Source organism: Lentibacillus jeotgali, assembly GCF_000224785.1.
Lineage (GTDB): Bacteria > Bacillota > Bacilli > Bacillales > Amphibacillaceae > Lentibacillus > Lentibacillus jeotgali.
This window is the reverse complement of sequence record NZ_AGAV01000005.1, coordinates 572,054-592,871: the sequence shown is the minus strand read 5'-3', so window position 1 is coordinate 592,871 and position 20,818 is coordinate 572,054. Positions and strand designations below refer to the sequence as shown.

Annotated in this window: 17 protein-coding genes, 2 pseudogenes and 1 riboswitch; of the genes and pseudogenes, 5 read left to right on the top strand and 14 right to left on the bottom strand. The window is 40.6% G+C overall.

Annotated elements, in window-relative coordinates:
• Positions 1 to 130 precede the first annotated feature (130 nt).
• The 9 genes and pseudogenes from ON01_RS05635 to ON01_RS05600 all read right to left on the bottom strand — a co-directional run.
• On the bottom strand, positions 131 to 946 hold the full coding sequence (locus tag ON01_RS05635) for a hypothetical protein (protein ID WP_010530039.1): 816 nt from the start codon (positions 944 to 946) through the stop codon (positions 131 to 133).
• On the bottom strand, positions 947 to 1,381 hold the full coding sequence (locus ON01_RS05630; RefSeq protein WP_010530038.1) for a hypothetical protein: 435 nt from the start codon (positions 1,379 to 1,381) through the stop codon (positions 947 to 949).
• A 77-nt stretch (positions 1,382 to 1,458) separates the two neighbouring features.
• Positions 1,459 to 4,401, bottom strand: coding sequence for a type I restriction endonuclease subunit R (locus ON01_RS05625; RefSeq protein WP_010530037.1), 2,943 nt, complete (start codon positions 4,399 to 4,401; stop codon positions 1,459 to 1,461).
• 709 nt (positions 4,402 to 5,110) lie between these two features.
• Positions 5,111 to 6,559 (bottom strand): annotated as a pseudogene (locus ON01_RS05620) (type I restriction-modification system subunit M); the annotation flags it as partial.
• Positions 6,560 to 6,941: 382 nt separating this feature from the next.
• Positions 6,942 to 7,292, bottom strand: coding sequence for a defense against restriction DarA-related protein (locus ON01_RS18520; RefSeq protein ID WP_138919728.1), 351 nt, complete (start codon positions 7,290 to 7,292; stop codon positions 6,942 to 6,944).
• A gap of 65 nt (positions 7,293 to 7,357) precedes the next feature.
• Positions 7,358 to 8,725: an LPD25 domain-containing protein gene (locus tag ON01_RS05615; RefSeq protein ID WP_010530034.1), complete on the bottom strand. Its 1,368-nt coding sequence runs from the start codon at positions 8,723 to 8,725 to the stop codon at positions 7,358 to 7,360.
• A 4-nt stretch (positions 8,726 to 8,729) separates the two neighbouring features.
• The gene (locus tag ON01_RS05610; protein WP_010530033.1) at positions 8,730 to 9,122 is read right to left on the bottom strand and encodes a PIN domain-containing protein; all 393 of its coding nucleotides are present in this window, start codon (positions 9,120 to 9,122) and stop codon (positions 8,730 to 8,732) included.
• 186 nt (positions 9,123 to 9,308) lie between these two features.
• A complete protein-coding gene (locus ON01_RS05605; RefSeq protein ID WP_010530031.1) occupies positions 9,309 to 9,986 on the bottom strand; it encodes a helix-turn-helix domain-containing protein in 678 nt (225 codons plus the stop codon).
• Between the two features lie 137 nt (positions 9,987 to 10,123).
• A pseudogene (locus ON01_RS05600) lies at positions 10,124 to 10,654 on the bottom strand (EamA family transporter); the annotation flags it as partial.
• Positions 10,655 to 10,910: 256 nt separating this feature from the next.
• A riboswitch (SAM riboswitch) is annotated at positions 10,911 to 11,022 on the top strand.
• Between the two features lie 145 nt (positions 11,023 to 11,167).
• Between ON01_RS05600 and ON01_RS05595 the strand changes: the two are divergent.
• Positions 11,168 to 12,514: a Na+/H+ antiporter NhaC family protein gene (locus ON01_RS05595; RefSeq protein WP_010530029.1), complete on the top strand. Its 1,347-nt coding sequence runs from the start codon at positions 11,168 to 11,170 to the stop codon at positions 12,512 to 12,514.
• Positions 12,515 to 12,588: 74 nt separating this feature from the next.
• Here ON01_RS05595 and ON01_RS05590 read toward each other — a convergent pair whose 3' ends face one another.
• The 5 genes from ON01_RS05590 to ON01_RS05575 form a co-directional block, all read right to left on the bottom strand.
• Positions 12,589 to 12,978, bottom strand: coding sequence for an alkaline phosphatase family protein (locus ON01_RS05590; RefSeq protein ID WP_010530028.1), 390 nt, complete (start codon positions 12,976 to 12,978; stop codon positions 12,589 to 12,591).
• A gap of 268 nt (positions 12,979 to 13,246) precedes the next feature.
• On the bottom strand, positions 13,247 to 13,351 hold the full coding sequence (locus ON01_RS19850; protein ID WP_245544977.1) for a putative holin-like toxin: 105 nt from the start codon (positions 13,349 to 13,351) through the stop codon (positions 13,247 to 13,249).
• 374 nt (positions 13,352 to 13,725) lie between these two features.
• Positions 13,726 to 14,973, bottom strand: a complete 1,248-nt coding sequence (locus ON01_RS05585; RefSeq protein ID WP_010530027.1) for a glutamate-5-semialdehyde dehydrogenase — start codon at positions 14,971 to 14,973, stop codon at positions 13,726 to 13,728.
• The gene (gene proB, locus ON01_RS05580; RefSeq protein WP_010530026.1) at positions 14,970 to 16,094 is read right to left on the bottom strand and encodes a glutamate 5-kinase; all 1,125 of its coding nucleotides are present in this window, start codon (positions 16,092 to 16,094) and stop codon (positions 14,970 to 14,972) included. Before proB ends, ON01_RS05585 begins: the two co-directional genes overlap by 4 nt.
• Before the next feature lie 407 nt (positions 16,095 to 16,501).
• On the bottom strand, positions 16,502 to 17,002 hold the full coding sequence (locus ON01_RS05575) for a QueT transporter family protein (RefSeq protein ID WP_425357500.1): 501 nt from the start codon (positions 17,000 to 17,002) through the stop codon (positions 16,502 to 16,504).
• 443 nt (positions 17,003 to 17,445) lie between these two features.
• Here ON01_RS05575 and ON01_RS05570 point away from each other — a divergent pair, with 443 nt between their 5' ends.
• The 4 genes from ON01_RS05570 to dapF all read left to right on the top strand — a co-directional run bounded on the left by ON01_RS05570 (position 17,446) and on the right by dapF (position 20,776).
• The gene (locus ON01_RS05570; protein ID WP_010530024.1) at positions 17,446 to 17,667 is read left to right on the top strand and encodes a hypothetical protein; all 222 of its coding nucleotides are present in this window, start codon (positions 17,446 to 17,448) and stop codon (positions 17,665 to 17,667) included.
• A 67-nt stretch (positions 17,668 to 17,734) separates the two neighbouring features.
• Entirely contained in the window at positions 17,735 to 18,523 is a 789-nt protein-coding gene (locus ON01_RS05565) for a helix-turn-helix domain-containing protein (RefSeq protein WP_010530023.1), read from the top strand.
• 143 nt (positions 18,524 to 18,666) lie between these two features.
• Positions 18,667 to 19,905 carry an LL-diaminopimelate aminotransferase gene (locus ON01_RS05560; RefSeq protein WP_029329002.1) on the top strand — a complete coding sequence of 413 codons (1,239 nt, stop codon included), beginning with the start codon at positions 18,667 to 18,669 and terminating at the stop codon, positions 19,903 to 19,905.
• Between the two features lie 7 nt (positions 19,906 to 19,912).
• The gene (dapF, locus tag ON01_RS05555) at positions 19,913 to 20,776 is read left to right on the top strand and encodes a diaminopimelate epimerase (RefSeq protein ID WP_029329001.1); all 864 of its coding nucleotides are present in this window, start codon (positions 19,913 to 19,915) and stop codon (positions 20,774 to 20,776) included.
• Positions 20,777 to 20,818: the final 42 nt, after the last annotated feature.

Here is a 20,818-nt window from a genome sequence, read left to right as displayed (position 1 = left end):
AATCTGCCTCGGTTCCATTAACTGTCTTGCCACATATTCGACTTGCTTATTAGGAACGGAGCTTATTCTAACTGTTTCTTCACTTTCTTCCTCATTTCACGTTTCACATCTCCCCTTCTATCCATTTAAGTTATGCAACAAATCCATCCAAAAAACTAACTAACTGGCCTCCAAGAGTGAACAAGTTGGTTCCCGCGCTTGCCAACTCATTTATTCCCCTTATCTTCTCCATTGCGGTTTTAATTATTGCTTTTTTTGGTTTTTCACTTTCTACTTCTTGAACTGCAGCTTCCAAAAACTCAATGGTCTCCGCTTTATCTTCATCAGGAATATCTTCTCCCTTGTTAAGTGCTACAACGAACTTTTCAGCAATTTCTTTAAAACCCTCAATCTTAGTATAGTTGTATGTCTGATGAGCTGACACTTGTCCATTATCTTCTGCATGATTGAATTGACCTTTGAAGTCACGGTTAAATGTGAAATGCGTTCCTGATTTCCTATCAAGTCCCATATCTATTTTCATCTCCCCTAAATAAGTAACAATGTGGTCAACTAGCAGTTGAACAACATGATTGTTAAAACCTTCAACATGAGATTGAATTTTCTTGGAACCACCATAACCATATGAAATACCGACAATGTCAAGGTTATTTTTTGATATATAATTTAACATTTGATAAATAAAGGCAATCTCGTCTGACTCACGAATTGGCAATTGGAATTGGGTTTGAAATCCTTGTTCTTCGAGAATCTTCTCCATGTTAAACTCTTTAACGTTATTTTCTTGGATAAATTCATTAATAGTTGGTGATTCCTCAATAAATAGAAGGAATCTTTCCAAATTTTCATGATAGGCTTGAAAGCTACATTTCAAAAACCTACTTGCTACTTTTCTAAAACTCAGTGAAAGTTTCTGGAACTCCTTGTCTGTTAACATTTCCCCCATTTAATTCACCCCACAAAACGGACAGTAAATTGTTTCCCTTGTTTGGTCTGCATGCACCTTAATAGTTTTATCGCAACAATGAAGTTCAATCTGCTCCAGTTTCTCATCCTCTGTCAATTGCTTAGGCTGCTCCTCTTTCAATTTTTTAAAGTCAAAGCTAATACCAGACCCTTTCATGCTTCGGCTTGTCTTTTTAAATGTTTTGTTTAATTGTTGTTTCATGTAATTCATTGCAAGTGCTTCAGCATGTTCAATTACCTCTTGAGGTACAAAACTATTGCTATCTTCAACTAAACCACAGGAAGGACAAAATAATTCCAATGTGTCCTCTCCATCAATGTCGCCGCCTAAAGCCTTAAAACGTTCTTTACAGTAGGGGCATTCTAATGAATAGTACCCCTCACTATCAGTTGGAATTGAGATTTTTTCTTCCACTTAAACACCTCCAAATTTTTATTCAACTATCCAAAAATATAATTTTTCTGATGTTATACCCTGTCTTCAGGTTATTACTATTTATAATGTACCTCGCCCAGCTCCATCAATTGTCTTGCAACACTTTCAACTTGCTTATTTGGAACGGAACTTGCTCTAAGCTGTTTCTTTAGCTTCTTCCTCATTTCACGTTTTACATCTTCTTTTTCTGTCCAATCAATGACTGCATTATCCTGAATAATATCAGTGATGATTTCGGTTAAATCTTTCAAGCTGTCGTGCGCCACATCATCAGGCAATTGTTGTTCCAATAATTGATAAAATGGTAACTGCCTGGCATCGTTTAGCCCAATTGATTGACTTTCCTTCTCCAAATCCATCATTTCTTCCCGCATGGCTTGGTACTCTTCAAGAAGCTCTTCAATCGTTAACTGGCGAGCCTTGCGCTGCTCAATCAGTTGCTCCAATCGCTCTTTAATTGATGTATATTTAACAGGGTTTTCATCCAACTTAATCCGTATTTCGTGTTTAATTGCATGTTCCATTTCAGCAGCCTTAGCTTCTGGTGTTTTTAATTCATCCAGCTTCTCATCAAATTTATTCGTCAAGATATTCACTGGCTCAAATAAAATTTCAGGTGTGGATGCATAAATGTATTCTTCTATCAGTTCACGAACTTTGCCACCGCAATCAGAAATATCCATTATTCCATCATTAACATAGAAACGGGATTTAGCCAGCTTTCGAACTTTTCCCAGCCATTTCAAATCATCAACATATGCCTTTGCTTTTGGACTTGGCATGACCATATCCATGCTTTCGGAAAACTTTTTGAAGGCTGTATCAAACGTATTGCGAATATCTTCTGGTTCCAGTACTTTCAAACAAGATTCCAGATCGCTCTTATTGATATAATCAAAGAATTGCATTACCCTGCGATGACGGGATTGTAATCGTGGTATTTCTTCATCGACATGATTCATCGCACCTTTAATATCTTCTTCGTGAAAGATACCCAGAGCTTCTTCCAAGAATTGAGAAACGCCGTAATAATCGACAATCAAGCCGTGTGTCTTCTTATTATACGTTCGGTTCGTTCTAGCAATCGCTTGCAAAAGATTGTGCTCCTTTAACGGTTTATCCAAATACATGACCTGTTCAATTGGTGCGTCAAAACCTGTTAAAAGCTTATCACACACGATTAAAAAAGCGAGCGGATCTTCATCCAACGGTTTCTTAAATCGACTGATAACCTCTTTTTCCTTCGCACGTGATAAAGTATACTGTTTCATTTTCTCAGAATCATTATTGCCGTCCGAAATGATAGCAGCTGATTCATAATCACTTAATTCATCCATTAATTCTTTATATGCGACAGCTGCTTCACGAGAAACGGTAACAATCTGTGCCTTAAAACCATTCGGTCTAATATGTTGTTCAAAATGATCAATAATGTCCATTACAACTGTTTTAAGTCGTTTCGGTGAGGCAGTAATCGCTTCTTCCGTTACATATTTTTGCTTTATTCGTTCCTTATCTTCATCAGAATAGTTTCGGAAAAAACGATCAAATAATGTGTCGATTGTTTCCCCCTGAACATGTAAATCAACCAGACGTGCTTCGTAAAAGATAGGGACTGTAGCACCATCTTCCACAGCTTTTTCAATCGGATACTTATCGATGTATGTTCCAAAAGTTCTTAGCGTACTTTTATCTTCTTTATCAATCGGTGTTCCCGTAAATCCAATATACGTTGCATTGGGCAGGCCAATCCGCATATTCATTGCTAACGAACTATACTGGGAACGGTGGGACTCATCAACTAAGACAACGACATTTTTAGAATCAGTCAATAAAGGATAATCTTCATCCTCATCTGCTTGGAACTTCTGAACTAATGTCATTACCGTAGTTCCAGGACCTTTTTGAAGAAGGCTTTTAAGTTCCTCAACTGATTCAGCCTGTTGAGGATTTGGAAAACCACACCGCTTAAATGTTGCAGTGATTTGCGTATCTAAATCCTGTCGGTCCGTGACCACAACAATGACGGGGTTCTCTAACTGCTGAATACGACGTAACTTCGTCGACAAAAAGACCATCGATAATGATTTTCCTGATCCTTGCGTTGCCCAAATAACACCGCCACGAGCTTGTGGATGTTCACCTGTTATTATCCGTTTAACAGCCTTATTTACTGCACGGTATTGCTGGTAACGTGCCATCTTCTTGATCACTCGACCATCTTCTGGTTCATAGACGATAAAGTTTAAGATAATATCAAAAAGACGTTCTTTGTCTAATATCCCTGCCGTCAAAATATCTTGCGGAGAAGGATTTTCACCAACATCTTTCACTGATAATGGATAGGGTTCTTTCCATGCACTGTAATGCTGCACATTTGCACCAATTGTACCAACCTCCGCACGGTCATTACTTGTGGAAATCAGGAATTGGTTATAATGGAATAGTGCTTCATTTTCTTGTTGATAGCGGCTTAACTGTTTCACTCCTTGCCCGATTTGTTCATCTGGAGGCAAGGCTGGACTTTTGCACTCAATTACCACTAATGGCAGTCCATTCACATAGAGCATAATGTCAGGACGAATCGTATCATTCGCACGGGTATAACTGAACTGATTGGTTATGATGAAGTCATTATTATCGATGTTATAAAAGTCAATAGGCTTAACTGTTTGGTTTTTACGTCCACTGCCTACATCCTGTTGAACTGACAACTGATTAATGAGTAACTCATGAAAACGCTGGTTAGCTTCCATTAAACTGGTCACTTCCATATGGGTCATCCTACGTACTACTTTGTTTAAGTTGTTTTCATTCAACCATGGATTCAGCCGTTTTATAGCTTTTATTAATCGTTCTATTAAAACAACTTCCGTTTGCGAGGTTCGTTCTTTATCAAGATCAGTGCCATGCACATACGTGTAGCCAAGCTGTTGGAGTTGTTCAATCAATCGATTTTCTACTAATTCTTGTTCATTCCAATCTTGGGTTAAAGTCATGTTTAAACCTCCCTAATTAAGAAATGATTGATTCTTACTTTTTTGATTCATTTTTTAAAGTGATGTTGCCGACTACAAAATTATCCATTAACCCCGCACTCAGAGCGTTTAAATCAGAAAGATATTTTTTTAAGTTAGTAGTGGTTTGTTCTTTTAATTTAAGGTATTTAATTAAGTCAGTTAAAATTTCTTCGGGAGGGATTGGAATTTTAATATCCAAAAAGTCGTCAATTTGGACCTTTCTTCTTCTTTGATTAGTCCCCTCAGATCTTGATTTATATCGTTCAACCATCAATTTTGTCTGCATAATACTCTTGAAGTATATTGACATATCGTCATCTAAACATTCTAAGACATAGTATGCTGGACTAACCAACCCGACATCTACAACGTTCTGTACACCGATAGCCCCCGTCCATAATAGCATTGGATCATACACAAATTGCCCATCCTTAATAACCTTATATCCACTTGTGTCATCAGAATGCACCTGCTTATTAAATCTCTCGCTTGCTAGCATAATACCATTGTTTTTAGTAACAGATAGTACTGGTAAATCTGCATCATCTTTATTTTTTATTGATACTTCTTTAAAAAAATCACGCAAATTCTTTTCAGGCCATTTATTACTTGTATTTTGAACAGATATCTTAGAATTAAGTTTGTCTAAATTATCCATGAATTTTTGAACTTCAGTTACAAAGGTACCTTCACTTTTACTAACTTCTCTGTACATGTTATTTAGTTCAACAGGCTCTACATTAACAATTGGATTTACGTATCTACCTACATGAAGGTTATAACCTTCATCCCTAAGTCTTATATTCGAAACTATAGAACAAATCCCCTCTTTATCTTCAAAGTCATCAAAGCATTTAACTATAGTATCTATATCCTGTTCTCCTATAAAGTTCTGACCTTTACCTGTTTTATAATTTCGTGAACCATCAATAAAAATTACCTTACCCACTTTTTCTGCTTCCTTATGCTTAGTAAGGATTAATATTGCCGCAGGTATTGCAACATCCCCATAAAAAATATTATCAGGCAAGCTAATTACGGCTTCTACTGCATCATCTTCAATGAGCCCTTTTCTTATAATTCCTTCAGACCCCATACGCATTGTTTTTCCTGAAGGTTTGCCTCGTGACAAAGCACCCAAAGGTAATACTATTCCAGCCTTCCCACGAGCATTAAGTGCCGAATACATATGTTGAACAAATGCGTAATCACCTCTATCAGTTGGAGGCAAACCAAATAAAAATCTCCCATATTCATCAGTTTCAACCTCTTCATGGCCCCAATTTTTTAGACTAAATGGAGGGTTTGCAATAACACGGTCGTATAATAGTAATTCCTTATCGTCTCCTAATAATTTTGGTTGACGAATCGTGTCTTCACGTTCAATACGATGGTCACTTAAACCATGCAAGAGAAGATTCATCTTACAAATCGCCCATGTACTTAAGTTTCGCTCTTGACCATGTAACGATAAATTACGTGGGTCAGCACCTTGTGATTTTATGTAGTCAACTGATTGAATAAGCATCCCTCCTGAACCAACCGTTGGGTCACATATACGCATCCCTTCTTCTGGTTTAATCAAGTTTACAATGAGTTCTACCACCTTAGTTGGGGTATAGAATTCTCCACCCTTTTTCCCTGCGTCATCGGCAAATTTTTTAATTAAATATTCATAAGCACGACCGAGCATATCAGGTTCCGATAAATTCCCGTTACTTAAATCAATCGAAGAAAAATGCTGTATTAATTGCAGTAACAATTTATCAGGCAATTTATCCTTATCATTAAAATCGATGTTAGCTAAGACACCTACCAGTGATGGATTCTCTTCTTCCAATGCTTCAAAAGCTATGTTTATCGAATTTCCAATATCGTTTGTCTGCACTTGAATATGAGTCCAACGTGCTCGCTCAGGGACGAAGAATTGATGTTCATCACGGTCATACCATCCGTAATCGTCATTTTCTTCTCGTTCTATTTCTTTTGCGGTTTCGATAAAGACATCACTAAGTCTTTTCAAGAATAATAAACCAAATATGTAATTTTTATAATCAGAAGAATCAATCGATCCTCTTAATATGTTTGCTGATTCCCATAAATGTGATTCTAATTGTTGTAATGTTAATTTTCCCACGATAGTTCCTCCTACAATTTGCCTATACAACCAATATACCAAAAATATAGATATGGGGACACATATAAAAAAGGGAAAAAGCTCTCTTCGGTTTTGAATACATTAATCCCATGTATACTACACATGTTATTTATCTCAGGTATTAAATGCATTTATGATTCACGGTTCATACGACGATCGTATCGTTAGCAATTCCTATATTCAATGAATGCTGAACATATATCCGTTCTTTGTCATATAATTGTTTTCGCCCTACCTTCCGCTGAACAACTCTGAATGAACATTTTCAAAACCGAGGAAACGGGCTTTCCAACAAATCAAATTATAGTAAAAGCGATTAAAAATCAACCGTTTTTGTTACAAAATAAATAAGTGGTACTTGCTATATTCCCATCTCTAGTTTCTGTATATGTTCTTTCTCCTTTTCTTTATCTTGCTTAAGATTCCATTCCTTGATCTCAAAATCATTTAATTCTTTATCGGTCAATTCTCTATCATATGCAACGATACCATATTGCCCTTTATCATCATCAAATTCCACAAACCCTTTCGGCTGACATCCTAATGAAACTGGACGCTGACGCATTTCATACCAATACAAGCCATCATCGTAATTATTTTGACCCTGCTCTGACTGCTGTTGTATCTTTAACTCCTCTAATTCCTCTTTTTCTGTTTCAATAAGACGATTGTGATAAGCATCGTCTAACATTTTTTGCTGCTCTTGTGTCATTTCGGCCATTTTCCGATAAGGGTGAACATATGCTCCATCACCAATATCCAGTCTGTCTTGTATACTCACAAGCCTAGGCATTGAATGATCATTTGCCGGCAGAACCACTGGTATCGTGTTTTATGATAACCTGCTTCTTGTCGATATTTTTCCTCCAATGCTTCCATCTTCTCATTACCTTTTGCAAAAGGATACATCGTATTATCCTTTAACTCTGGCGCTTCCGACCATTGAATCAACAACTGCGGTTCATCAATTGTTTTATCGATGACAGCATATTTACCTGCAGATATTTCATTAAATTGCTTCAAATAAGCCTCTTCCGTCAGATTCCCAGATGCTTGCATTTCGTTAAATGCAACACTATTTGTATTCTCATTGGCAAATTCCTTTATTTCCTGCAGAGATATATCTTTTATATCAGTTACCTGATTCATGCCGTATTGTAGTAACATCATGTTCTTTTCTTGATCCTGTTCTTTATCACGTTCTTTCACCAAATCCAGTTCCATTTCCTCTATAAATTCAACGGCCGTTTCACGGACATCAGCTAATAGCTTCGTTTTATCCTTCATCTCTTTGTCTTGAGTCCAATTGGCCAAATAACGAAGGGAATAATCGTTGGTATCAATGTCAAAATAGGATGCTACCGCATAAGCCATCATTTCCGCCTGAAATTCCTTCTCCTCTGCTGGCATAGCTTGATAATTTTCATTTTTTGGATTATGCAGCTTGGGATAACCAAGTTCATGCAATAATGTCTTGACATTCTGTAGTTCACCATTTCGGTGATTCAATCCAATATGGCCATTATTTTTGTCATGAACGCTATGATAAAAGGCTCCTTTTGCTGCTCCCAATTCATCAAACGGCTCGCCAATCGTGACATTCAGCTTGTCGCCTATTCTATTCATACTCGCCAGCATCGTTTGATAATTGGCAACATCACCTTCCATCCACTTATTCGGGAAAATCTCTGGCAAATCACTTTCTTTGGCATTCGTCTGACTTATATCAAACACATTGCCGGTGGAAAAATATAATCGGCTTTTACGTTGTGCCAACTCCCCTTTATCAACCCGTTCTTTCTCTTTTTCCGTTGCATACTTCATGTTTTTCCATTTACCTTCAGCCGTTTTGAATTTCGACGCCGTTTTGTTTGGCACTAATACCTTAAGGGCTTTTTCACCTTTCTGAACTTGAAATCCTTTTTCCTTCCAGAAGTTATAGCTACCGACAGCCTCTGCACCTTCAAATTGACTGCGAATTAACGCCGCATTCTTAGGCGAATAATGATAAAACTTCAACATGAACGACATTAACTCATTCATTTGTTCCGGCGATTCAAAATAATAATCAATGGCGTCATTCATTTTCGTTGTCAGATCCCTAACTTCTTCCTTCTTTTGTTCCAATGTTTTTCGTTTTGCCATACTTTCACTCTGCAGCTGAATCTAAACAATCGTAAAATTCGATGGGATGAATTCGTTCTATATTTCCTGTTTTTGCAGGGAATCGTCTGCTATTAGCGGTGACTATGTAATCACATTCTTCCTGAATTGCTGTTACCCACACATGAAAATCTTCTTGATCAAAGCGATAAAGTGGTTCACTCATTTCCAAAGAATAGGCTATTTGTTCCGCCATTTCATTACTGCAACCACTTAGCTCAGTTAGAACCGCTCCAATCGGACGATTTTCTCTCATAATCGTTTCCACACTATAACGGCCAACAATACTGTTAACAGGAAGCTCCGCATAATACGCTGTTATTGGACTCAAGAATTCGTTTAAAAAGAATTCAATCTCCTGACCATCATATTTTAGCATACGATTGCCTTTTCCAAGTCCGTTTGAAGCATTTCGGACAAATTCAAATAAACATACTTTTGAATGATAGGTCGATAAAAATGGGGAAATTGCGCAGCTCTGAGGATTTTGCGGTTGATACCATCTTTTCGTAAAGCTCCACACAACACCGTGGTATCCAAAAATACCTTCGGGGGACTATTTCGTTTAAAGATCGAACTCATCTACATCCCCCGCTTCTCTATTTTTTCTATCGATTTGTTCAAATAATTCATCAATTTTTTTATCCTGTTTCTTCGATGTTATAAAGTTATCTTCAGGAATCCGCCAATGTCCACCTTCTGAACGATAAGCACCTTTAAACTTTCCATTTTCACACATTCTCCGTATTGTTTGATCACTGAGTCCTAATTTACGGGCTGCCTCACTGGTTGTATAGAATTGCTGATTGCTTTCTTTGTTCGCCTCTGCTGCAGCTAATTTATCCAATGGTGCGTGAGCTCTTTTCCCAACGCGGACAGTTTTCTGTGTCTTTTTTTCAAGAATTGATGCCAACATTTTCTTGTTCGTTTCTTGAGGTTTTTGTGTCATTTTGCTGATCATATCGATATAATCCAGTACTTCTTCAAATGTTTGTTCAGACTGGGATGTTTCCATTTTCCCCCGTATAGCTGCATCCAATTGTTTCAACTCATCCAAATCGTTTTCACCTGGAATGGAGAAATGCAATTGTAATACTACAGGTGTATAAACATTCATCAGTCTCAATGATTTTTCAATCGTTGTTTTTAAAAGGATTTCAGCTTTTTCTTTATCGTGTAATTGGTTTAAAAATTTCACCGTATCCCATAATGTTTCTTGTTCACGGTCCATTGTAGTTGCCATTTGAATCGCCCCTTTCTACTTATAGTTTACTATTTAAATTCAATATATTCAACAAAATCAACATAAATCACTTATATTTGTGGAGAATATAGTATTTAAGTCCTTATACATAAAGGCCCCCCTCGAGTTGGTGGAAATCATCCAACTCTTGGGGACTCTTTATCTACCTTCTTCTTTCGGGAAGACCCTGAATGAAATGCCAGCAACAAAGTCATCCCAATAATACAAGCCGTCCCGGTCCATTGAAATTATCCAGACGGTTCATTTAGCCAAATGACAGTTGTTAAAACAGCTGACAGTGGTTCCAAACTGCCCAGCAGACTTGTTTCTTTAGGTGAAAGGCTTTGTAAGCTTTCAATATAGAACCAAAATGCAATCATCGTGCCTAACATGATAACGAAAAAGAGGTATACATAAATGTCTGCTGTTAAGCTTGCATAATCCATTTGCCAGGGCGGATGGATAAAACTTAATGCCAGACCGCCGATAACCATTGCCCAGCCAACGACAAAAAGCGAATCATATTGTGCGAGAAGAGAAACGGCATATAATGTATAAAAGGCTAATGCAACGCCGGATAAAATATCCCAGACGATGGCAGGCATAGGCACAGACAATTGTGACACGGATCCATTTGTTAATAAGAAAAAACAGCCGACTAAAGCAAGCTGATTCATAGTTTTTCACCTCAAACTATAAGGATAATGCTATGATAAACAAAAGTTCACCAAAGGTCCAAGACCCTGGACCAGTGCCTGTCACTTCCCGGGTTTTGTCAATAAAGGTCGAGTGGGATTTTCACATTTAATCCTAGTACCCCGGTTTTTCATATTTAAAGATGAAGCCTCGCGCTTCATAGAATTGATGATGCCTTGACACATCTGTCTTCGTCTATTATATTTTATTTATCAACTAATTTCATATAACTTATCCGGAGTGGCTGAGGGATCTGGCCCAATGAAGCCCGGCAACCTGCAAACAATTGCAAGGTGCCAATTCCAGCAAATCGCGGTTCAAGCGTTTTGAAAGATAAGGTGTCCGGACGAACGCCTTCCAAAACGGGAGGTTTTTTTGTTTTTCGGCTTAAAAACAACGGACAACCAGTACACCAGATTTTTTCACAATATATCATCCACAAACCCTGAGCCCACAAGAATCCAGCAACGAATGGAGGAACAGCAATGAATACACAACAAATGAACAAGGGACGCGCATCGGCATTATTGCCATTTATCATATTTCTAGTTTTATTTATCGGTTCCGGTCTTCTTAATGGAGATTTTTATAAATTACCAGTACTTGTTGCGGTCTTTATCGCTGTACTGGCTGCATTGTTTATGAACCGAAAAATCACTTTTCAAGATAAACTTGATCATTTGACCAAAGGGGCCGGGCACCCCAACATCATGCTTATGGTTATCATTTATCTGCTGGCAGGTTCGTTCTCCGCAGTCGCGGAGGGCGTCGGTGCAGTTGATTCAACCGTCAATCTCAGCCTGACTTTCGTACCTGAAAACCTTCTGATTGTCGGGTTATTTGTTATCAGCTGCTTCATTTCCATTTCCATGGGGAGTTCGGTCGGCACGGTCGTTGCGCTCGCTCCGATTGGTGTTGGTCTTGCTGATCAGACCGGAATGAGCACCCCATTAATTTTAGGGTCGATCATCAGCGGAGCGATTTTCGGTGATAATTTATCCATCATTTCGGATACAACCATCGCGGCCGTCAAAACACAGGCTGTCAAAATGAACGATAAATTTAAAGTCAACATCTTTATTGCTCTTCCGGCTGCCATCGTGACCGCTATTATTTTCGGTGTCATGACATGGGATGCTGGCGGATCGATCAGCGGTGATCACCCGTATGATCTGGTGAAGGTACTGCCCTATCTTGCGGTACTCATTTTTGCCGTCGCCGGGGTGAATGTGATTTACGTATTAATCGGCGGAATCGTTTTCGCCGGGGCTGTTGGGCTTTTTTACAGTACATTCGATGTCATGGAATTCCTGAATTTGCTTGGCGATGGCATGGCTGGCATGCAGGAGTTGGCCCTGTTATCGATTTTACTTGGCGGGTTGGTTGAACTGATTCGCGTAAATGGCGGGATTGATTTCCTGCTGCACGTTATCAGCACTCGGATTCGCTCGAGAAAAGGTGCTGAAGCGGGGATCGCAGGACTTGTCAGTGTTTTTGACCTGTCAACGGCCAACAATACCATTGCGATTATCAGCGTCGGCTCATTAGCTAAACAGATTTCAGGACGATTTGGTGTCGACCCGCGCCGAACAGCAAGCGTGCTGGATATTTTCGCAAGTACTTTCCAAGGCATTTTGCCATATGGCGCACAACTCCTGGCGGTTGCCGGCATTGCATCGATATCGCCCGTTTCCATCATGCCCTATAGTATTTACCCGGTTCTGCTCGGAATAGCGGGTGTGATCGCCATTGCAACGGGGTACCCGCGTTTTTCGACGAGAGAAAATAACGCAGCATTAAATGATGATAAACAATCAGCGTCAGAAGCTTAGTGTTGAGGGGGATCGGGCGCAAAGTCTGGTCCCCTTCTTGTTTTGGGGTAATTAGAGCATTGATTACCTCTCATTTAAATTATTTCACTTAAAAAACTTTTCCCTTCATTCGTTTCTTGTAATCTAAAAAAGTCACAAAAGGTTGCTCCGATATCTGCCATCGTGTTCCTTAGTCCGATGTCTGTCTTTTTCACCTTATCGCCAAAAACCATTATTGGAACATACTCACGTGTATGATTGGAGTGGCCAATTGTCGGGTCATTTCCATGATCAGCCATGACAATTAAAATGTCCTCCTCATTCATAAGTTGAACATAACCATTAAGCCATTGATCGATTTCGGTTAACAATTCGCAATACCAGTCTACATTTTCAGCATGGCCCGCCAAATCTGTTTCCTGAATGTTCACTAAAAAGGCTGCATGCTCTTTTTCTTGCTTGTAAACGCGGGAAACCTCTTCCAATACTGTTTATAGTTCGATTGATAAATAAATAAACGGATTTAATTTGGTATCTTCCTGAATAATGAAACGATTCACGGGACACCGCTACGTATGTAAAGAGCAACGAAAAAAAGAACGGACTTTTTATTTTATAATTCCAACAAATGATGTATAATATAATTAGATAAGAAATACATTAATAAAGACCGAATGGTGCTAGTAACACCAAACGGCCTTATGTGTGATAGCCCTTCAAGGGGGCAGCTCACATCGGGAAAAGTAATTCACCCTAAATGCTGGCTAGGCTGACAGGGTGGTTATTTTTTTCTGACAGGATCGCAACGACAAGCACTGCAAAAGAAATCATCACGATTAATGATTCATAAACTATCATAGATATCACCCCCTTTCAAAGAGGGAGTGAGCCACCACCTACGAAAGCCTTATCACACTAAATCTATTATAGCATAAGTTTTTTCTTTCAGGAGTATTATTCCTTAAATACGACTCATTTTGATAGAGAGTAATGTTTAATTGCCAGAAATTATCATTTATGTGATTCTGATTTATCAGCCGGAAAGCCAAGACCGAAATCTGACTGGCTTTTCCTCTGCAACTAAGCGGAAGGCTTGATGAACAAAATCTGGATTGAAATTTTTCTTGTTACCATACTGTGTCATCCAAAGCACTTACACAGTATTAAATGCTACCCAAACAACCCACATTGTCGAGCCAACAACCTTATCTGTCCAAAGGAAGTTTAGGAGTCTATTCCTTGATTTGCCCCTCGCCGCGAATGGTATATTTTGTTGAAGTTAACGCGGGCAACCCCATCGGTCCGCGGGCATGCAATTTTTGCGTGCTAATGCCGATTTCAGCACCGAACCCGAATTCAAAACCATCTGTAAAACGCGTTGAAGCGTTATGATAAAGGGCTGCGGCATCCACATTGTTGAAGAATTTCAGAACGCTCTCGTCCGAATCTGTCATAATAGCCTCTGAATGGTGTGTACCGTAATGATTGATGTGTGCGATGGCATCATGAACGTTTGAAACAATTTTGACGGCTATAATGTTATCCAGGTATTCGGTTGCCCAGTCTTCTTCTGTTGCCGGCACAAGGCCCCAGGCAATTTCCTGTGCTCTGTCATCACCCCGCAATTCAACATGATGGTCTTCAAGTGCCTTAACGAGCTCAGGCAAATGCTTTTTCGCCCACGCTTCATGGACAATGACCGTTTCCGTAGCGTTACAGACTGACGGGCGTTGTGTTTTGGCGTTGACGGTTATATCAATCGCCATTTGTGGTTTTGCGGTTTCATCAATAAAGACGTGACAATTTCCCGAACCCGTTTCCAATACCGGAACTGACGATTGTGCCACGACGGTTTGAATGAGGTTTTGTCCGCCGCGTGGAATTAGAACGTCAAGATAGTCATTCAGCTTGAACATTTCAGCAGCTGTTTCCCTGCTATTATCTTCAAGCAGCTGTACGGCATCTTCAGGAAGATCCGATTGCTCAAGTGCACGGTGAATAACGTCTACAAGCGCTTTATTGGAGTAAAGGGCTGAGGAACTTCCTCGCAGGAGGACCGCATTTCCTGTTTTCAAACAAAGACTTGCGGCATCCACCGTCACGTTAGGCCTTGCCTCATATATCATCCCGACGACACCTAAGGGAACCCTAACTTTTTCGATATTTATGCCATTTGGGCGGTCCCACGATTCCAGCACTTCTCCGATGGGATCACTCAGGGCAGCCTGTTGTTTGAGCGCATCCGCCATATCATTAATTCTTTGTTCATTTAACACAAGACGGTCGATCAAGGCCTCTTGAAAACCTTTTTGTTTGGCGCCTGCGATGTCTTTTTCATTTTCGTTGATGATAAAATTCGTTTCACTTATGAGTTGTTCAGCAATCACATGTAATGCGGCGTTCTTTTGATCTGTGGTTTTAATACCTAGTTCCTGAGAGGACGCCTCTACCTTCTTGGCTTTTGTGATTAATTCGCTCATAGAATTTCCTCCTTTAAAGATAGTACCAATCGATCACGATGAATCGCTTCCGGGCGGTTTCGTTCTGTTTTTACCATGGCTTCTCCGCTTGCGAGCCCTTTGATTCTATGTAAATCTGACGATGAATAATTCACCTGTCCTCTCCCGATAACCATTTTGTTGGCGTTAATGATTTCGACCACATCGCCTATGTCAAAACTGCCTTCAAATGCTTTTATTCCTGCCGGCAGCAAACTTTTTCCGTTCGAAATAATCGCTTGTTCTGCCCCTGCATCAATTTCGATTTTTCCGGAAATAGGTGAATGAAACGCAATCCATTGTTTCGGCTTATTCAAAATATGAGTCATGCTGTCACCAATATAGGTGCCATCGCCTTTTCCATTCAGAATATCCATAAGTTTTTCCTGTCCGGTACCGGATCCGACAAATGCATGAACGCCGAGTGACAGGGCTGTTTGTGCAGCTGACAGTTTCGAAGCCATGCCGCCTGTTCCGAACTTGGACCCTGAACCGCTTTTGGTATGATCAAAAAGTTCCTCTGTAATGGCAGGCAAAAAGTCGTAACGTTTTGCTGATCGGTTTGTCCGCGGATTGCTCTCATACAGTCCGTTAATATCCGTCAGCATGATCAAAAAATCAGCATGGACCAGACCACTGACCAGTGCAGACAGCATATCATTGTCTCCGAAAGTCAATTCATCAACTGCAACCGAGTCATTTTCGTTTATAATCGGCAAAACTGACCGCTTCAGAAGCTCAGTCAGCGTACTGTAAACATTCCCATATTGTGCCTGATTGCCAAAAACATTTCGCGTTAACAGCAATTGTGCGGCAATAATGCCATGAGCTTTTAATGCCTCTGTGTAAGCCCGCACTAACAATCCCTGCCCCACTGCCGCTGTCGCTTGTTTACCTGCCAGTGTTACAGGACGGGACGGGTAACCAAGCTCGCTAAAGCCGGCCGCAACAGCTCCTGAGGAAATCAGGATCACTTCATAGCCTTGTTTTTTCAGATATGTCAATGCCTCAGCGTGTTCGTTCAGTTTGCTGTCGCTGAGCCCGCCGTTTTTATTCGTCAACAAACTGCTGCCGATCTTCACCACAATTCGTTTTTTCGCCATAGAATCATACATCTCCCTTAGAAAGTAAAAAAGACTCTTTTTCCACCCTTCGCACAATGTTGCAAAGGACGGAAAAAGAGTCTGCACTCCGCGGTACCACCTTTATTGGCATCGAAAAATGATGCCCTTCTCTTCCCCGTAACGCGGGAGAACGGCTGGGTTGTTCCCCAGCAGCTCAAAGGGTAGGTTCAATAGCCTAAAAACGCTGGAGTCTTTCAGCCGGTGGACTCCGTTCTCTTTCGTTCCATGTACTATTTACTGACCCCTGTCAACGCCGAACCTTAAATTAATTTAAGATTTATTATGCTCCACTTGGATGGGAATGTCAAGGGGGTGCCTGTCACTTCCCGAATTTTGTCGTTAAACGTCGAATGAAATGTCATATATCAGCTTGAATAAAAACACCATTAATGTCTTTCCATAAGCTCATTGAAATTCCATCTCTTGTTCAGCATATACATAATCGGAATCCCGAGAGCCATAACAATAAATTCACCTGCAGCGGACGTCAGCCATGTCTGCAGAAAAGGCAAGTCGGCGGCCATAATAAGCTGATACGCGATGATAAACATAGTCAACGTAAATACAATCGTGTTGATAACCATTAAAATCAATTTATGTTTAATAAACGTCGCCAGGAACATGACGAATGCGAGCGACAGCACCGTGTGGGCTACGCCGAATGCCAGGTCGTACATCCCCGTCGGCGGAATTAAATTGATCAAAAAGACGCCCAGTACGATACCGTAAAAATATTTTGTGTTAAAGATGACGAGATGATTTAACATTTCAGGAATCCGAAACTGAATAGTGGAGAATGCAAGCGGGGCTGTGGCCAATGACAAAACAACATAAGCAACAGCCAGAATTGCATTGACAGCGAGTGTTCTGACAGTCAAAACTATCACCCCTTCGTGTAGCATGGAATGAACCACGGTTTGGTAATCAGTTCCAAGCAAGTCAATTATACCCTTAAATCGAGAGGACGAAAAGAGATAGTAGCATGTTTATGGACAAACAACTTTATCAGAGTACTTTTGAATGTCGGCTGCTATCTAATGGTGGATTGACACATCTTCCATCGTCTATTAAAAAGGGGTGATAGCAAAGAACTTACGAATGATACTTGGTACTACTTGCATTCGACCATCAACTTGTTGACTTAATCAACAACCTGGTATAATCTATCAATAAGGGTGTGATAACCTACCCTGCCCTCTTTGAGAAAAAGGGGGGGACAACAGTGACGATCGCTATTTCCATCGCTTCCATGATCATCAGCCTGTCGACAATTGTAATTTTGTACAAAACACGCTGGAAGAAAAATAATTGATGTAATCGGGGTGCTTAAATGACTTCAAAAAAACCAGTGCAATACTACGGGCTTAAAGAATTCGCCGATTTGGCCAAAGAAGAAGGAATGAATTACAGCACAAGGCAGCTATCCGTCTACAAAGGAAGAGATTTGCTACCGGGGCCAACCGTTATGATTGGAGACAAAGCTGGATGGACCAAAGAACAAATCAATGACTGGATTAAGCAGGTCAAACAGGAAAAGGGACGTAAAGATTAGTGAAGGTGAATCCCCCTTCCCTGCTTCTTCCACCCGTTTTTCATTTCCTATTCAGAGGAGGTATTGAATGCTTTATTTAAATCCAGAACGTTTTATATTAAAACCAGCGCTTGCAACCATTCATTGTGAACCAAATTGGGAATGGAAAAAGCGGGAGAAGCCAATGCCGAACTATGACTTATTTTATGTTTGGAATGGTGAAGGTGAATTGGTATTGAATGGGGAAACATACAGAATCGAAAAAGGCCACTGCTTTTTATTTAAACCCGGTGATGAAACGACAGCCACACATAATCCGCAAAACCCCTTCGTGTTAACTTATATTCATTTTGATGTGATGGACACACCTCAATTAATCCCCTCCTCGCATCAAATTGTCGATAAGCGTATTAATTTTGAATCATTATTGACACAATATGTCCGCTTATCGTTAATCCAGCCCTACGGTGCAAAAATTGAAGCTAAGCTGATTTTGAAGCAGCTGGTGATCCAGCTTCTGAGAGAAGAAAAAGAAAAGCAGGCAGAATTGAAAGATGCCAGTCATAGCCTTGTTGAAACAGTTCGTGAAATCGCCAATCATATTCAACAACATCCCGGTAAGCCACATACCGTTGGGAGTTTAGCCGCACGCGCAGATCTATCGGAGCGCTATTTTTCGCAAAAGTTCAAGAAGATTATCGGCCATACAGTCAAGACCTATATTGTGTATTGCCGGATTAAACGAGCAGAGCATTTACTTCATTACGCCGGCATGACCGTAACAGAAACAGCATCTGTACTCGGTTATAACGACTTGCATTTTTTCAGCAGACAATTTAAAAAATACACAGGTAAAAGCCCATCACAAGTGCGGTAAAGGCATTCATACAACGGCCAAGGAAACCTTTTCTTTATTCCTCCCCAAAAAGTACAAAGATTACTTCAATTTGTCTAAAGCCTTTTCCCTCCTAAGCGTGATACGATTTTGCTAATCAGTTATTCACGTTTGGAGGTATTTTAATGATGGAGACGGACTATATCCAGAAGTTATTTGCCGAGCGAATCGGCGGTTCTGACTTTGGTGTGAAAACGAGTGATTTCAAATTTGAAAAGATCAAAAAGGCCAAACGCGAGGCTATAAACGCACATCCGGAAACGGAATTAATTGATATGGGGGTCGGTGAACCGGATTCAATGGCTGCTCAACCATTCGTCAATACGTTAGCAGAGGAAAGCCAAAAGCCGGAGAACCGCTTCTATTCGGACAATGGCATCGATGAATTCAAACAGGCTGCTACTGCTTATATGAGAAACGTTTTTAATGTCAGCGACTTGCATCCGGAGACCGAAATAAACCATGCGATCGGTGTTAAATCAGCTTTGTCAATACTCCCGAAAGCTTTTATTAATCCCGGGGATATCACCATTATGCCGACCCCAAACTATCCGGTGCTGGGGACACATACCGAATATTTAGGCGGTGAGGTCGTTTACCTGCCGATTCATGCTGACAATTCCTTTTTACCAGAGCTAGATTCATTGTCAGATGATGTGCTTGAGAAAGCCAAATTACTCTATCTGAATTACCCGAATAACCCAACCGGAGCTGTGGCAACGCGGGAATTCTTTGAAGAGGTTGTGGCATTTGCCAAGAGACATGAATTAATCGTAATCCATGATGCGGCATACGCTTCTCTTGTCTTTGATGAGAAACCACTCAGCTTCTTATCCGTACCGGGGGCCAAAGATGTTGGGATTGAACTGCATTCTTTATCAAAATCATTCAATATGACCGGCTGGCGGATCGGCTTTGTGGCCGGCAACGCAAAACTTATTTCGGCGTTTAAGACGATTAAGGATAATTCTGATTCCGGTCAATTTATTCCCATCCAGAAAGCAGCATCCCATGCACTGGCCCATCCGGAAATAACCGAACAAACAGCGGCCAAATATTCACGACGGATGGACATTTTAGTCAAGGTGCTGCGTGAACAGGGCTTTCAAGTCGAAAAGCCTGAGGGGTCATTTTTCTTATATACGCGCATTCCAAAAGCGGTCGAAGGTGGACCCGGGTTTCAATCAGCCGAGGAATTCAGCCATTATTTAATCAAAAACTTATTAATATCGACTGTACCATGGGATGACGCCGGGTCGTATGTTCGCTTGTCCGTGACATTCCAGGCAGAGAGAGTAACTGAAGAAGAGCGTGTTCTAGGTGAGATTGGCAAACGGTTAAGCACGGTTAAGTTCATTTTTTAAAGGGGGTATCGGCGAGTTGATGTTCACCAAAATGCAAGGCTTAGGCAATAACTATGTCGTATTTGACCAACTGGGCCATTCAGCTAATATTCTACCGGAAAACGATTATCCGGAGCTTGCGAGGCGTGTATCCGATATGTCTTTCGGTATTGGCTCGGACGGCATTATTCTGATTGGCGCATCGGAACAAGCCGATTTTAAAATGCGTATCTTCAACAAAGACGGCTCCGAGGCGAAGAATTGCGGCAATGGCTTACGCTGTGTGGCAAAGTTCCTGTACGACAACCAATATCCAAAAGACCCCCGCTTTTCAATTGAAACATTGGGCGGCGTGGTCACTGTCGATGTAACAGTTAATCACCATAATCAAGCAGCGTATGTCACCGTTGATATGGGAAAGCCGCGGCTGGCTAAAAAGATGATTCCCATGCAGGGCGATCCGGATGAAACTGCGGTTAAAGAGGTGTATACATTTGGGGATAAGTCGTATCAATTAACCTGTCTATCGATGGGCAACCCGCATGCGATTATATTTGTTGATGACGTTGATAAGGTGCCTTTGGAAACGATTGGCCCAATCATTGAACATTCGAGTCTATTTCCGGAACGCGTGAACATAGGTGTCGTTCATGTGAAAAATCAGCAGGAAATCAATTATCGTGTATGGGAACGGGGCTCAGGAATCACCATGGCATGCGGAACGGGAGCTTGTGCTTCTGTTGCTGCAGCTGCCTTAAATAATCTGCTGAATACAACGCAGCCTACCCTTGTCCATCTGCCGGGCGGTGATTTGACCATTGAGCTGGCTGACAATGGTCATATATTAATGCAAGGAAAAGCTTGCTATATATGTCATGGCGAATTGGCGTGACACGTTAGAGAAAACAGCGTTTATTTGCAATAAAAACCTTCA

Coding starts and splice junctions, on each gene's coding strand:
- ON01_RS05635 (WP_010530039.1), bottom strand. CDS start 946: ATGGGGGAAATGTTAACAGACAAGGAGTTCCAGAAACTTTCACTGAGT.
- ON01_RS05625 (WP_010530037.1), bottom strand. CDS start 4,401: ATGACTTTAACCCAAGATTGGAATGAACAAGAATTAGTAGAAAATCGA.
- ON01_RS18520 (WP_138919728.1), bottom strand. CDS start 7,292: ATGACACAAGAGCAGCAAAAAATGTTAGACGATGCTTATCACAATCGT.
- ON01_RS05615 (WP_010530034.1), bottom strand. CDS start 8,725: ATGGCAAAACGAAAAACATTGGAACAAAAGAAGGAAGAAGTTAGGGAT.
- ON01_RS05610 (WP_010530033.1), bottom strand. CDS start 9,122: ATGCTAAAATATGATGGTCAGGAGATTGAATTCTTTTTAAACGAATTC.
- ON01_RS05605 (WP_010530031.1), bottom strand. CDS start 9,986: ATGGCAACTACAATGGACCGTGAACAAGAAACATTATGGGATACGGTG.
- ON01_RS05595 (WP_010530029.1), top strand. CDS start 11,168: ATGAATACACAACAAATGAACAAGGGACGCGCATCGGCATTATTGCCA.
- ON01_RS19850 (WP_245544977.1), bottom strand. CDS start 13,351: ATGATAGTTTATGAATCATTAATCGTGATGATTTCTTTTGCAGTGCTT.
- ON01_RS05585 (WP_010530027.1), bottom strand. CDS start 14,973: ATGAGCGAATTAATCACAAAAGCCAAGAAGGTAGAGGCGTCCTCTCAG.
- proB (WP_010530026.1), bottom strand. CDS start 16,094: ATGGCGAAAAAACGAATTGTGGTGAAGATCGGCAGCAGTTTGTTGACG.
- ON01_RS05570 (WP_010530024.1), top strand. CDS start 17,446: ATGACTTCAAAAAAACCAGTGCAATACTACGGGCTTAAAGAATTCGCC.
- ON01_RS05565 (WP_010530023.1), top strand. CDS start 17,735: ATGCTTTATTTAAATCCAGAACGTTTTATATTAAAACCAGCGCTTGCA.
- ON01_RS05560 (WP_029329002.1), top strand. CDS start 18,667: ATGATGGAGACGGACTATATCCAGAAGTTATTTGCCGAGCGAATCGGC.